Origin of the sequence: Candidatus Thiodiazotropha sp. CDECU1, from assembly GCF_963455295.1 — a bacterium.
Taxonomy (GTDB): domain Bacteria; phylum Pseudomonadota; class Gammaproteobacteria; order Chromatiales; family Chromatiaceae; genus Thiodiazotropha.
Genome location: NZ_OY734020.1, coordinates 3,461,657 through 3,476,117 on the forward strand (window position 1 = coordinate 3,461,657; position 14,461 = coordinate 3,476,117).

Consider the following 14,461-nt stretch of genomic DNA (forward strand, 5'->3'; position numbering starts at 1 on the left):
CCCAGTTCTAAATCCAGAGTCAATATTATGACTTACAGCCGAATACCCTTATATGTCTATCGGCTGGACCGGGTAGCTCTTTAATTCCCATCGGGGATCTTCACCGACACGGTGACCGGACAATCTCAGGGGCTTTCGCGGTAGGGTGACTCGGCCCCATCCGGTTGTATATGAAAGCGTTTATAGGACCACTGATATTGGGAAGGTAACTGGCGGACAATCGACTCCACACCCTGATTCAGCACACTTGCCGCCAGCATCGGATCCTCGGCCCCAATCCTCTCATCTGCCGGCAGATAGTGAATGTGGTAACCACGACCGGCAGATAGCCGCTCGACATAGGCAAAAATCACCTTCGCACCCGTCTTCCTGGCCAATCGATTGGTGAGTAACATGGTCAAAGCCGGCACCCCAAACAGAGGGGCGAAAACAGCACCTGTAGCGGATCTTGGCTGTTGATCAGGCAGTATGCAGGTGACGCCACCTCTTATCAGTGCCTGGTATATTCGCTTGACTCCCGAGGTGTCCGTCGGTACCAGCTCCGCCCCGCTACGTTCTCTGGCCTGCTTCACAATAGTCTCGTAGGCACGGTTTCTCGGAGGACGATAGAGGGAAGTCACCTGTTCATGGGTCGGCAGTTCCAAGCCTAGTATTTCCCAACAACCCAGATGCGGTGTAAGGATTATCAGGCCCTGCCCTCGCTCTCTCTCAAGCAGCTCTGAACCACTTACCTGTTGAATCATTCCCAATACACGTTCAATGGGAGTGAACCACACAGCAGCCATTTCCATCAACGTGGCACCCATCTGTCGAATCGACCTGTCGCGCAACCGCCTCAATTCCGTATCCGACTTTTCAGGAAAACAGAGCGCAAGGTTTTTCTCCGTTATGCGTCGTTCCCGATTCGGTAACCAGATAAAAACACGGCCTAACAGATGACCAATCAGATGCAGCCACTTCAGCGGCAAATAACCGAAAAGTCGCCATAAAGGAAAAATAGGGTGCTTTGACATGATCACAAGATTGTACACAAATTCATTAACCAACCTGAATATCATAGGCGTAGATATTCATATCAAATCATCCCGACATCATGCGGGCTTGAAGATTGCTTTCATAGCCAAAACATCTAACATGTAGTGTTATGATCCATGAATAAAAAACCGATAGGATATTTCCCATGAGCGACCCTCTGCTGCATAACCTTACACCACAACAGGCTTGGCAATTAATGCAGGACGATCCACGTACTGTGCTGGTCGATATCAGGTCCAGCATGGAATTTCTCTTTGTCGGCCATCCTAAGGGGGCTGTGCATGTACCTTGGATTGATGAACCGGATTGGACGGTTAATCCTCATTTTGTCACCGACATAAGAAAACTCCTTCTGGGCGGGAGTATCTGCACCATCGATGAAGGCTGTGCCCCCGTTGTCCTCATCTGCCGCAGTGGCAAACGATCCCTTGAAGCCGGCAAGGCACTCCTGGATGGTGGCTTTATTCGCGTGTTTCACATCGATGAGGGGTTTGAAGGTGATCTCGATGACGACCATCACCGCAGCACTACGGGGGGTTGGCGTTACCATGGTCTACCTTGGGAACAGTGCTGAACATTACACCCCACACCCTGTGTCTACCCATCAGTCTTTAATGCCGACACCACGGGAGAGTAGTACCAGGCTGAATCCTGTCAACAAGACGATAAATCCCAGAATAATCATCAATGCCAGGGTCACATCGATATCGGAGACACCCAGGATGCCGAAACGGAACGTGTTGACCATGTAGAGCACCGGATTCGCCAGGGACAACTTTTGCCATATCTCCGGAAGCAGTTGTATGGAGTAAAACACCCCGCCAAGATAGGTCAGTGGCGTCAACACAAAGGTCGGCACTATGGATATATCATCGAAGCTTTTGGCATACACTGCATTGATGAAACCCGCCAAGGCAAACAGGATGGATGTAAGCACAAACACCAGCAAGGTCAAAGCATAACTGTTGATGCTGAGATCGGTGAAGAACAGGGAGATTATAGTGACCAACACGCCGACCATGGTACCACGGGCGACACCACCGACCACATAGCCACTCAGTACCACCCAATGAGGGACAGGGGCAATCAGCAGCTCCTCGATATAGTGCTGCAATTTGGTGCCAAAAAAGGATGACACCACATTCGCATAGGAGTTCTGGATCACCGCCATCAGGATAAGACCCGGAACGATAAAATCGATATAGCGATAGCCATCCATCTCACCGATTCGATCACCGATCAATTTGCCGAAGATGACAAAATAGAGGGTGGTGGTTATTGCCGGCGGCAGCAGTGTCTGCACCCAGATGCGCATGAAGCGCAACACTTCCTTCGTAATGATGGTCTGAAATGCGATACGGTAGATCCGCCAGCTATTCATCGTTTCCTACCCGCTGCTGCTTGGATCGGTCGACCAGGTCGACAAACATCTGTTCCAAACGATTTTGTTTGTTGCGCATGCTGACGACTTCGATTCCCTGTTGCGAGAGTTGCTGGAACAACTGATTCATACTCTGGTCACGCACAACTTCCACTTCAATGATTTCACTATCGACCAATGTGGCACGATACTCCTGCAGATCGGGCAGCCTGCTGACCGGTGATGCCAGGTTGAGCAGGAATACCTCGGTATGCAGTTGACTCAGCAATCTCGACATACTGGTCTGTTCGACGATTCGCCCATGATCAATGATGGCAATATTGCGACACAGGCTCTCCGCCTCTTCCAGATAGTGGGTGGTCAGAATAATGGTCGTCCCCTGTTGATTGATCTCGCGCATGAAACTCCACATCGAGCGACGAATTTCGATATCGACACCAGCGGTCGGCTCATCAAGAATCAACAGTCTGGGCTGATGCACCAGGGCCCTGGCAATCATCAAGCGACGCTTCATCCCCCCTGAGAGCCATCTAGCCTGGGTGTTGCGTTTTTCCCATAACCCCAATCTTTGCAAAGCCGCCTCGGCCCGTTGGAATGCCGGCTTTCGCGGGATCCCATAATAGCCTGCCTGATTGACCAGGATCTCCACCACCGGTTCCCACATGTTGAAATTGAACTCCTGGGGTACCAGGCCGAGCAGAGACTTCGCCTGATCCTTCTCAAGATCCAGATCATGGCCATAGATCACGACCTCACCAGCGCTCTTATTGATCAGCGAGGCAATGATGCTGATAGCGGTGGACTTGCCGGCACCATTCGGTCCCAAGAGGGCGAAAAAGTCCCCCTCTTCAACCTTGAGATCGATGCCTTTTAAGGCCTCAAAGCCGTTGCGGTAGGTCTTGTGGAGATTATTGATTACGAGGGCAGTCACATCAGAGGTTAGCCTAGGCGGTTCTGTACATCCATCCATAGTGCCTGGTAGGCGCTGGCGGCAAAACAGTTGGGCGAAAACGCCTGCACCGGCATCCGATGGATTCCCATCTTCTCGACATCGCTGGCATAGGGGATCTGTGCCTGCAACAGTTCACCGTGAGCGTCCGGGAAATTCCTCATTATATCCAGATGCATACGCTTACGTCGATCCGCCATGGAAAAGAAAGGCATTAACTTCAATCCGGTGATGCGGTGGCCTTGCAGAAAATCGAGAAGCTGTTGGTAGGTGCGCAACGAAAGTGTGGTGGGTATCAAGGGCAACAGCAGCCCCTCGGCGGCACGGAAGATATTCTCCGAAACCAGTGAAATACTCGGCGGGCAATCAAGGAACACATAGTCATAGTTTTTTGAAAGGGGGCGCAACAGCTTCAGCAGCTGCTTGGTGGGTTTCTTCGCATCCTCCAGTCGCAGATCCATATTGCGATAGGAGAAGTCGGCAGGCAGCATATCGAGATTCTCAAAATCTGTCGCCTTGACCACATCGTCCAGGTCGAACTTACCCTTGATAAGCTTTTTACTGCCCTTTACCTTCGCTTGAATACGAAAATAGAAGGTCGCGGCTGCCTGGGGATCCAAGTCCCAAATCAGGGTGCGATAACCCTGTTTAGCAGCGAGATAGGAGAGATTGACTGCGGTCGCAGTCTTACCAACCCCGCCCTTGATATTGTAGACGCCGATGATATGCATCATCTCACCCCAAACAGCTGATGAAAGGCGTTTTGTTTCGACTCGCTGCTGAAATCGGCAAACAGATCAACAAAGGCATCCCTGGCCTGCTGCTGTCTCTCCAAAAGCCTGCCAACGAGAATGCCCATGGCCATCAGTGCACTGGCTGGCGCCCCCTCTTGCATCATCTGTGCACCAAACTTCTCCAATGATTTTGCCTGTACTTCCAGGTCCTGGAACTCCCCAAGATTATCAAGGATCACCTTCAATGACCTGATCAGCCCACGGATTGCCGGCTTGGGGTATAGGCTCTGAAAGAACTCCATTAAATAGCGTAGTTTTTTACAATCCTTGCGGAGTTCGTGCAGTTGCTCAGCGGGTGAATCATGGCCGATGCCGATACCATCCTTGAGTACCCTCTTGTGGAGTTTCCCGATGCGCTTATCGGCCAACTCTACTGTCGGACGCATGGCGTTTGGAGCCTGCGAACTATCCACCCCTGAATCCTGCAACCAGCTACGCCAGGCCTTCAGGGACTTTCTGAAATGAGGTGAGTTGATTTTCTTCACCAGCTCGGCTTGGGCCTGCTTGTGGTGTTGCTGCAGAAAGGTGTGAAAAGGATCGAGATCATCTTGAACCATCTTTGGCAGGGAGGCCTGATAATCGGGATATTGCAACAGATAGACATCCAGATCCCTTGTCTCCCCGGTTATTTGTCCAATCCAGCCAAAAGCCTGCTTGAATGGCGCCAGCTGTTGCACATCGAACACCCCTTTTATCTGGCTCATAGCCGAACGGGTACGCCGGGTGGCAACCCGCAAATCGTGGAGAAACTCGCTGTCCAGATTCGCCCTGGTGCCATCCACATTGGCTTCCAGGGTATCCAGCAGATTCAGCATGATCTGGCGGGCCGTTTCATGCGCAGGGGCATCCGGATCGAGCCTGAAATTGAGCTTGGAGCTGTAATCGCCCGGTTTGCGCTCCACACCCAGCAATGCGTCATGGTACAGACTCTGCTCCGACAGTCTGAGTTTGAGTGATGCGAACTGTTGTTTAAGCTTCAGGAAATCACTCTCATAGCCCTTTAACGGCTGCAGCACAATCCGGCCATCCAGGTCACCCTTTAACCTGCCCTTGACCGCGCTGAATTGATTCTTCTGCAGGATGACTCTGACAACCGTCTTCTCATCGGCATCGAGAATACGCAAGGTATGTCGCTGCTGATTGATATGCACCATGGGTAGCAAGACACGCATCTCCAACACCGGCACCAGGCGCTCCCGGACCGGGCCAGCGGGGATATCCTGGCTGAACCCTGGGGCTGATTCGATGGCTTGGCAGTGAGATTTTTTTTTATCCACCCAACACAGTTTATTTTGCTCGCCCTGCTCGTAGCGCAACTCTCCCCCCGCCTGCCAGACGCGCCAGTCGAAACTGTCGTAATAGGTCTGCTTTACCTTAACCGGGGTATCTTCCAACAATGGATAGGATTCAGAAAGTATTCGCTTGAATCCTTCGAAATCGAGCTCTTCAGGCAATAGATAGGTAAGTGGGTGTTGTGCCATTGGGCAACCTCAAATTCAACTAGCCAAGAGATTAACTGACCCGGCTCGATGTGACAAATACCAGGATCAGAACCATTCCCTCCTTACCTCCTCTCTTCCGCTATAATCAACCTCCTCATCTACTAGTCATCACCAGCTTCAGCCAGGCATTTGCTGGCTATCTCATAGACATCCTTCGAGATATCGGCGTGAGACAGAACCCGTTCGAACTGGGCACGCATCAACCCCTGGCGCAATTCATCATAACGACGCCAGCGACTCATGATCCGGATCATCCTTGCCGCAATTTGCGGGTTCAACCGGTCAAGGGCTATGACCTGATCGGTGAGGAATGCGTATCCGGAGCCGTCAGGCATGTGAAAGGCATTGACGTTGATACTGCAGAAGACACCAATCAGACTGCGAACCTTGTTCGGATTACGCAGCGAGAAAGCCTTATGCTCCATCAATGCCTTGACCTGTTGCAGTGTCCCGGGCAGACGGGAACTCGCCTGTACTGCAAACCACTTGTCCATTACCAGCGGTTCGTCAATCCACTGTTTCTCAAAGGCGGCGAGGGCCTGATCCCGCTCCGGACAATCGGTGTTGGACAGGCAACTGAGTGCCGCCATCACATCAGTCATATTGTTCGCTGTTTGAAACTGATTATAACAGAGCTTGTGGATCTCGGGATCATCCAAATGCATAAGATAATCCAACGCCAGGTTTCTCAACCTGCGCCTGGCAATGGATGTGGACTCAATATCGTAGGCATAACCAGCGCAATTTTGCTGGTAGACATCTATTAGATGATGGCGTAGTCGACTGGCCAATGCATGCTTGAGCCACTCCCTGACATGATGGATCGCCTCCACGTCCACAACGTCCATCTGGTCACCCAAAGTGGACTCGCCGGGGAGCCGCAATACTTCACTCAGCAGCGCCTTGTCGGCGGCACTGTTTTTCAGGGCGGTCTCAAAGGCCCCAGCCAGACCTGCGTCCAACGAGAGGTTTTTTCCAGCCCGATAGTCAGCCACCAGTTTCAACAAGGTCCTCTGTGCCAGGGCCTGGGAAGCATCCCATCGATTGAAGTCATCCGTGTCCCTGGCCATCAGAAACATCAGCTCTTCGTCAGTCGCGGGATAGCGCAGCTTGACCGGTGCTGAGAATCCCCTCAGCAGCGAGGGTATCGGCTGCTCCTCGAAGCCGACAAAGGTGAATTGCTGATCCGCAGCAGACAGCTCCAGCACCCGCCGGGTAGCTTGTGGTTCCGCCTCACCCTGCAACTGCAACGGGAGCTCGTTTCCCTCCCGATCCAACAGGGCTATCGCAACGGGTATATGGAAGGGCCTTTTATCCTGTTGTCCCGGTGTATCCGGGCAGTGCTGACGAAAGCTGAGTCGATAGCTGCCCTGTTGGGCATTATACTCAGCCTCCACCTCAACCACCGGTGTACCCGACTGGCTGTACCAGAGACGAAACTGGGTCAGATCCCGACCACTGGCATCCTCCATGCACCGAACAAAATCATCGGTGGTGACGGCCTCACCATCATGGCGGCGGAAGTAGAGATCCGTTGCCTTTCGATAGAGTTCAGGACCAAGAAGATTGGCCTGCATGCGCACCACTTCAGCCCCCTTCTCATACACCGTCACGGTGTAGAAATTATTGATCTCTATATAGCTGTCCGGGCGCACAGGATGAGCCATCGGGCCTGCATCCTCGGCAAACTGATGGCTGCGCAGCAGACGCACGTCATCGATTCGCTTGACCCCACGGGATCCCATATCGGCGGAAAACTCCTGATCGCGAAAAACCGTCAGCCCCTCCTTCAGGCTAAGCTGAAACCAATCGCGACAGGTGATCCGATTCCCGGTCCAGTTATGGAAATACTCATGGGCAATCACCCCCTCGATACCCTGATAGTCGTTGTCGGTCGCGGTATCGGTGCGGGCCAGTACATACTTGGAGTTGAATATATTCAGGCCCTTGTTCTCCATTGCGCCCATGTTGAAATCATTCACCGCCACGATCATGTAGATATCCAGGTCATACTCGCGTCCGTAGCGCTCTTCATCCCAGGCCATGGCCTTTTTCAATGAGCTCATGGCATGATCGCATTTATCGATGTTCTCCGGCTCCACGTAGATTCGCAGGTCGACCTCCCGGCCAGAGAGGGTGGTAAAACTATCCTGCTGAAAGCGCAAATTACCGGCGACCATGGCAAACAGATAGCAGGGCTTGGGAAAGGGATCTTTCCAGCACACCAGATGGCGACCACCCTCCAGCTCCCTCTCCTCGACACAATTTCCATTTGCCAGCATGACAGGATTATCAGCCTTACTGGCGCTGATGGTGGTTGCAAAACGCGCCATCACATCCGGGCGATCGAGATAGTAGGTGATACGCCTGAAGCCCTCGGCCTCGCACTGGGTGCAATAGAGTCCCCCTGACCGATAGAGCCCTTCAAGGGCGGTATTTTTTTGCGGATAGATCACAACCTGTGTAGTCAGGACAAAACGATCCGGTACATTGGGGACGGTCAGAGTCCGCTCATCGACCTGGTAGGCCTCATCAGGGAGAGGCTGATCATCCAGCGCTACAGCCTGCAACTGCAACCCTTCACCATCCAGCTTCAAGGCGGGATTCAACGTTCCACTGGCCGGGTTTTTCCGAATATGCAAACGGCTGGTGACCTGGGCTGACTCATCCAACAGGTCAATAAACAGTTCTACATCATCAATCAGGTATTCAGGAGGACGATAATCCTTCAAATGGATGGTTTTTGCGTTTTTTGTTCGCATCGGTTGTTTTTACCAGTTATCTGTAGGCTACGGAGTATAGGGATGGTTGCTGAGAATCCATCTTGCTACAAAAATCTCTGCTGATAAACGTTGAGTAATTGCCCAAATAGTGGCAGCCGGAGGCTTGCCTGAAATCCTGGGGAGTAAATTGCAGCGGATTTGACCTATTGCCCGACAGCTCCTATATGAGTATAGGATTGTCATCTCTTGCAGATATACTTACCTGCTAATTCTGTATGGTTAAAGGGATTGATACAAGATTCGATCGACCTCAGCGTGGAACTCGTATTCTTCTCCTGCTAGGATAGACGGGATAGAAAAAATATTTCTATTTATCCTTCTTTTACAAATAGTTAGATATATTATACTTACAATCTGCTGCCGAGGAACGCCCTTTTATGCCAAATGTTGTCATGTATTCAACCGCAATCTGTCCGTATTGCGTTCGTGCCAAGCATCTGCTGGAAAATAAAGGTGTGACTTTTGAGGAGATTCGTATCGACCACAATCACGAAGTGATGCAGGAAATGATGCGTCGCAGCAACCGACACACCGTTCCCCAGATATTCATCGATGACTATCATGTAGGTGGCTACGATGATCTAGCCTCACTTGAAATGTCGGGCCAACTCGATCACTTGCTGGGTAGATCGGAGCTGTGAATCAACCGCTGGACAAGACGCCGCAAAAAGTCCGCTTGGATAAGTGGTTGTGGGCTGCGCGCTTTTTCAAGACTCGCCAGATTGCCTCAGAGGCCATAAACGGTGGTAAGGTACATCTCAATGGCCAGCGGACAAAACCCGGCAAGGAGATAAAAACAGGGTCGCAACTGCGCATCCACAAAGGGGCCTTGGAGTGGGATATCACCGTGCGGGTGTTGGCAACCAAGAGAAGACCGGCTGCAGAGGCGCGCGGTTTTTATGATGAGACAGCCGAAAGCATCGAGCGCCGTGAAAAAATGAGTGATGCATTGCGACTCGAACGATCGATGTCGCCCAGATTGGATCATGGTAAACCCAATAAGAGAGAGAGACGCATGATTCACCGATTCACCGGAAAGTCCAGCTGAATAGGGCCTTTTAGGGCCTGTTAACACTAATCCAATAGGCTCTGTTGTACCTGAAAAAGCGCCAATCAAGGCGCGAGGAGAGAGGTTTGGTCATTCCAAATGAGCGACGAGCAACGCCGAGTGGCGCTTTTTCAGGCACACCCCAAGGGCACTTCCTTCGGGGCGCAACCCGAAGGGCTGGGGCTGTTTTTGCACCCAGCGGCGTTATCATTCGCTCATGTAGCCATGCTACACCACGCTCATTCTGCCTTGCTGGACACAATAACAGTCTCAGCAGAGCCTATTGGATTAGTGTTAACAGGCCCTAGGACTGACAATGGACCAGGATGCTTTCCGCAGAACCTATCGAGAGATGAATGAGCGTATCTGCGCTTATGAAAAAAGCATCCTCTCTTCTCACTGTGGTTGTTCCCAGTCGAAAAAGCTCTGTATCGCGGAACGTGAGGGCGTACATTGTGTTTCCGATGAAGCACTGCAACAGTGCTTGGAACTGCTGGAGACACTCCGTCAACAGGCCCGCTTTGCCCTGAAGTCAAACGATGACAAGGGGGTTCTACCCCATGCAAAGGCGATGCGGCTCCAGGTGGGCGGATTGCGCGGCCTCTTCTCCGCTCTCCATCCCGATCGTCCCATACCGGAACTGATCGATGATGTCTTTACATTGATCAACAGTGCCACTGATGCCTATGGAAGGTTGGAGAATCTACCCTACCAGACCCTCATACAACAGGTATCCGCCTATAAAGGCAGACAGCGTGAAAAATAACGCTAGCCAGTCTGTAATTGCTTGAAGAGTCCTTTCAACGGTTCGAATATCGGCGTCAACTTCTTCCGCATCAGTGAACCGATTGCATCCGTGTTACACAAAACCGGTCTGACAACTCCATACCCAAGACCGGACATCAGATAGAGTATGCGCAACTCGGCTTCCCGCTGACCGGCAATTTCACAACACTCCCGAAAGGCCTGAGTGGACAAGCCATCCGCTTCAGCCTGCAGCGCTTCCAGGGTCAGATCAGGATCGCCTGTTGGGCGTAACGAATGCAGATAGTCACGAATCACATCAAGCAGTGTCGTGACCACATCCTGATTGGCCGGTTTCTCCATGACTTGCAACGCGGTTGCAATGAAGCCTTGTCCGGCTGACGAGTGAATTCGCAACAGCTGAACAGCAAATGGATTATCCTGTTCAGACAACGGACGCAATCCTGCCAGCTCCTCATCAGACAGAGTACCTGGTGCAGACCGCACAGGCAGATCGTCGGGCAAGGCGGTAAGAAAACCAAGATAGTAGGTCGGCTTGCGTTGACAGCGGTTCCATAGGCCGATCTTCTCCTCTTCACTGATCAGGCCGGGCTGCAATACCAGGCGCAGGCTCTCTATGATCACCATCGGTTCAGTTTCAAAGGGGAGATATTCCACCAGAAAGCTGGCCAGTTCCGGTCCCATACTGCCAGCTGCGATCTGCGGGTTATTCAGCATTCGGCGGGCATTGTCAGGATCCTGACTGATCCACCAGGCACGTCTTGCCAATTCGTCGGTTATACCCTTGGCACAGGTAAAGGCCACCACTGCCTCCGGCTCACCCAGCAGCAGCAACTGTTCCAGGTTCTCATCCCGGGTCTGCCCCATGCGATTCCAGCGTTTGAGATAGACCGGATAACCACCTGGAGAACCCTGCACATGACCGGAGAGTACCTCACGCACTCTACGCAGATAGATGTCATCACGACAAGTGGGATTGAGGGTGATCCTGGATTCACCCTGTTCAGTCAAACCAAACAGGGTCATACTCGATTCGTCAATGCGTATCGCCTGTGGCTTGTTTGCCAATAGTACATTCAAGCGCAACGAATCTTCGTTCGTCAGCTCCATATCAGACAGCAATCCCTGGTTCTTTGCAAGCGAACGGTAGATTCATTCCACGCATCATCGGACTGAGGTCGTCAGTTCTATTGAACCGGCTCTTTCGGTGGCGTGTAGTTGCTGTCTTTTGGGTTGATGAAAATGAATTGGCTTTCGCCATCATCCAATTCAGTGAAATCCATGGTTGTCTCATCGAGCAGGGAGAAAAACTCAGGCTCCATGATCACACTGACCCCTTCGGAATCGAACTGGATATCATCGTCCTTGGCGTCATCGAAACCCATCAGATAGTCAAAAGTACCATCCTCTTTCTTTTGTGCAGCAAAACGCAAAGCCATACCTTCCGTGCCACCCATCTTGGCCGCTTGTTGAATCTGTTGCGCTGCCCGCGGTGTTATTTTAAACATCTGTCACCCTTTAACCCATCCACATGCGCCACAAAACGCTGAACCCAATTGTTACCGCCTACATTTCTCATGTGCGTATAGCTCGCCAGCAGGTTTTTGTAGAGATAACCGTCAAATTCGCCATCGATACCAGTGCCGCGTTCCACCCTGTAAACGAAATCTTCCTCATCGCCCTCAAGTGACTCCAGGGATGAATAGTGAAACTCGTGGGCATGGACCACCGGATTCGATGCTTCATTCGGGAGTCGGGGCCAAGGCCCCCTGCCGGTATCCCGCAAACGCACATACCCTCTACCCTGTGGCTTTTCATGCATCCGGGTATCAGCCGGAATCACTCCGACCATTCTACATTTTTTAGCGCCCCAGGTAAGGCTCCTGGTTAGATAGATCAAACCACCACACTCTGCGTAGACCGGTCCGTCCTGCTCCACATAATCGGCAATTGCATGGCGCATGGATCGATTCGCCTCAAGCGCCTCCATGGCCATTTCCGGGAATCCTCCACCTAGAAAAAGCCCATCAATTTCAGGCAGTTTCTTGTCATTCAAGGTATCGATTTCTACTATTTCCACACCCAGGGCGCGAAACATATCCAAATCGTCCGGATAGTAAAATCCGAACGCACGATCCCGTGCAATGGCGATTCTAAGTGGATTCTTCGGCAGAGAATAGGGCGAAGATCCTGTGGTTTTGGCGGAGGGTGACGAGGCATTCGCTGCAATTTCAATTAATTTTTCGATGTCGATCTGTTGCTCGACGGTAGCTGCCAACAGCTGAATAATCTGTTCTGATAAATCACTCTCATTGCTTGGAATCAACCCCAAGTGTCGCTCGTCGATCTGCAGCCGACTATCTGCCTGAATCGCACCTAAAACAGGGATATCCGTATAGTGTTCGACGACCTGGACCAGCTTGGACTGATGCCTGGCCCCCCCAACCTGATTCAGGATCAGGCCAGCTATGTGGATGTTGTGATCAAATGCCTGATAGCCCAGCAGCAGGGGGGCGATGCCTCTCGTCATGCCACGACAGTTGATCACCAGAACCACCGGTGTATCCAGAAAGGCTGCCATGGCCGCATTGCTGTTTGAACCCTCGATGTCCACCCCATCGAAAAGCCCCTTGTTTCCCTCAATCAGCGCCATCTCCATGCCATCCATATAGGTGGCGTATTTTTGTGATATCTCCTCTCTGCTCTGGGTATAAAAATCGAGGTTGTAGCAATCCCTACCCGCGGCAGCGGAGAGCCACAGGGGATCGATATAGTCAGGTCCTTTCTTGAAAGGCTGGAGTGCGATACCGCGTTTCACCAGGACTCTGGCAAGTCCTATGGCCAGGGTCGTCTTACCGGAGGATTTATGGGCGGCTGATAGGTATATCGCTGACACAGGAAACCATCAATGAGGATCAGGTATTAAGAATACTATCCTACCTGGTAAACAAAAAATCCACCAACGCAGAGCGGTGATGGATCTTTAATCGTGAATAGGCAGTGTTGCTCAGTCTTCGAGGGTTTCAGGGAATACCTTGATTACCCGTGCACCAATCGCCACCAATGCTAGTGATACCGCCATACCTGCAACACCGAGAGCTGCTTCTGGAAAGGTTGGGACATAGTGTGCAACCTGGCCATCGAAGAAGCCAGTTTCGATGACCTCTTTTCCTGGAAACATATTCATTGGATAGGCCTGTCCACCGATTACGATGACATAGATCTGAAAGAAGCCGCCGATAAGCACGGCTATGGATGCCGCCGCAATTGCCCAACGGGACTTTTCAAAAGCAGGTGAATAGATCAAAAAGAGAGGAAGAATACTGCCGATGAGAATCTGTCCAACCCAAAACATCGTCGTGTAGATACCCCCACCCAATAGGATGAAGTGCTCGATACCGTGATGCTGGGTTATATAGAGATTAGTCAGATTATATGCCAGGACAAAATAGAGAACCGCCCCAACAAACACACCAAGCAGATTTTTCAATTTCGTCAGGCGCAGATCGCCGATCTCTCTATCACCCCACATGTAGGCGGTAATGAGTGTAATGATGAAGAAAGCCAGACCATAGCTGAACGACATGATGACGAACATCGGCGCCATGATTGCCGCGTCGTAGGCCTCACGCGCCACCAGGAAACCGAAGATGGACCCAGTACCGGTGGTAAGTGCGATACGCCAGAAGAATGCCGCAAAACCCAGTGGACGTTTGAATTTCGCCGCGCTGCGATCGATCATTGTCCACAGATAGACCGCGACAATGGCAATAAATCCGCTATAGAGAATGACGTTCCAGGCAAAGATCGATTTGAAATTATACTCGGTCATGGCAACGATCAATCGATCAGGCCGGCCAAGATCGAGCACCAGAACCATCAAACCACCAACCAGCAAACCGATCGCCAGCAGGCCTGAAAAGCGTCCCAACGGCTTATACAGTGGACCACCGAAGACCGAACCTATGGATGCTACATTCAATGCCCCCGATGCGGCCACAATCAGAAAGATCGCAAATACATGGGGCAGTCCCCACACGATCTGATTGGACATGCCGGTTACCCAGTGACCATTGTGTTCCATGTAATAGGCAGCACCCAGACCGACGGCTATAAACGCACCAAGCAGTGCCAGCCCCATCCAGAAGCGTATAGGTGAGCCACAGTAGAGCTCGCGGTAGTACATCTTACTCATATGTTTCCA

The 14,461-nt window shown here is 51.7% G+C and carries 14 protein-coding genes; 4 read left to right on the top strand and 10 right to left on the bottom strand.

The window, feature by feature from the left end; translation table 11 throughout:
* Positions 1-125 precede the first annotated feature (125 nt).
* Positions 126-1,013 carry a lysophospholipid acyltransferase family protein gene (locus tag R2K28_RS15710; RefSeq protein WP_316365872.1) on the bottom strand — a complete coding sequence of 296 codons (888 nt, stop codon included), beginning with the start codon at positions 1,011-1,013 and terminating at the stop codon, positions 126-128.
* 167 nt (positions 1,014-1,180) lie between these two features.
* On the opposite strand from R2K28_RS15710, the gene R2K28_RS15715 reads away from it, so the two are divergent.
* Positions 1,181-1,609 (top strand): rhodanese-like domain-containing protein, encoded by a 429-nt coding sequence (locus R2K28_RS15715; protein WP_316365875.1) that lies wholly within the window; start codon positions 1,181-1,183, stop codon positions 1,607-1,609.
* Positions 1,610-1,639: 30 nt separating this feature from the next.
* Here R2K28_RS15715 and R2K28_RS15720 read toward each other — a convergent pair whose 3' ends face one another.
* From R2K28_RS15720 to pepN, 5 genes are all read right to left on the bottom strand, one after another.
* Positions 1,640-2,416, bottom strand: coding sequence for an ABC transporter permease (locus R2K28_RS15720; RefSeq protein WP_116446501.1), 777 nt, complete (start codon positions 2,414-2,416; stop codon positions 1,640-1,642).
* Positions 2,409-3,347 carry an ABC transporter ATP-binding protein gene (locus tag R2K28_RS15725; protein WP_316365877.1) on the bottom strand — a complete coding sequence of 313 codons (939 nt, stop codon included), beginning with the start codon at positions 3,345-3,347 and terminating at the stop codon, positions 2,409-2,411. Before R2K28_RS15725 ends, R2K28_RS15720 begins: the two co-directional genes overlap by 8 nt.
* 8 nt (positions 3,348-3,355) lie before the next feature.
* Positions 3,356-4,099, bottom strand: coding sequence for a ParA family protein (locus tag R2K28_RS15730; protein ID WP_316365879.1), 744 nt, complete (start codon positions 4,097-4,099; stop codon positions 3,356-3,358).
* The gene (locus R2K28_RS15735) at positions 4,096-5,640 is read right to left on the bottom strand and encodes a CYTH and CHAD domain-containing protein (protein ID WP_316365881.1); all 1,545 of its coding nucleotides are present in this window, start codon (positions 5,638-5,640) and stop codon (positions 4,096-4,098) included. Before R2K28_RS15735 ends, R2K28_RS15730 begins: the two co-directional genes overlap by 4 nt.
* 122 nt (positions 5,641-5,762) lie before the next feature.
* On the bottom strand, positions 5,763-8,423 hold the full coding sequence (gene pepN / locus R2K28_RS15740) for an aminopeptidase N (protein WP_316365884.1): 2,661 nt from the start codon (positions 8,421-8,423) through the stop codon (positions 5,763-5,765).
* 398 nt (positions 8,424-8,821) lie between these two features.
* Here pepN and grxC point away from each other — a divergent pair, with 398 nt between their 5' ends.
* From grxC to R2K28_RS15755, 3 genes are all read left to right on the top strand, one after another.
* On the top strand, positions 8,822-9,085 hold the full coding sequence (grxC, locus tag R2K28_RS15745; RefSeq protein ID WP_316365886.1) for a glutaredoxin 3: 264 nt from the start codon (positions 8,822-8,824) through the stop codon (positions 9,083-9,085).
* A complete protein-coding gene (locus R2K28_RS15750) occupies positions 9,082-9,492 on the top strand; it encodes an RNA-binding S4 domain-containing protein (RefSeq protein WP_316365889.1) in 411 nt (136 codons plus the stop codon). The genes grxC and R2K28_RS15750 overlap by 4 nt, the downstream gene beginning before the upstream one ends.
* Positions 9,493-9,808: 316 nt before the next feature.
* Positions 9,809-10,258, top strand: coding sequence for a hypothetical protein (locus R2K28_RS15755; protein ID WP_316365891.1), 450 nt, complete (start codon positions 9,809-9,811; stop codon positions 10,256-10,258).
* A 2-nt stretch (positions 10,259-10,260) separates the two neighbouring features.
* Here R2K28_RS15755 and R2K28_RS15760 read toward each other — a convergent pair whose 3' ends face one another.
* The 4 genes from R2K28_RS15760 to nrfD form a co-directional block, all read right to left on the bottom strand.
* Entirely contained in the window at positions 10,261-11,367 is a 1,107-nt protein-coding gene (locus R2K28_RS15760) for a sulfur reduction protein DsrS (protein ID WP_316365894.1), read from the bottom strand.
* A gap of 77 nt (positions 11,368-11,444) precedes the next feature.
* A complete protein-coding gene (locus tag R2K28_RS15765; protein ID WP_116444365.1) occupies positions 11,445-11,765 on the bottom strand; it encodes a HesB/IscA family protein in 321 nt (106 codons plus the stop codon).
* Complete coding sequence (locus tag R2K28_RS15770) at positions 11,753-13,153, bottom strand: cobyrinate a,c-diamide synthase (protein WP_316365900.1); 1,401 nt, start codon at positions 13,151-13,153, stop codon at positions 11,753-11,755. The genes R2K28_RS15765 and R2K28_RS15770 overlap by 13 nt, the downstream gene beginning before the upstream one ends.
* Before the next feature lie 111 nt (positions 13,154-13,264).
* On the bottom strand, positions 13,265-14,452 hold the full coding sequence (gene nrfD / locus R2K28_RS15775) for an NrfD/PsrC family molybdoenzyme membrane anchor subunit (RefSeq protein WP_316365904.1): 1,188 nt from the start codon (positions 14,450-14,452) through the stop codon (positions 13,265-13,267).
* Positions 14,453-14,461: the final 9 nt, after the last annotated feature.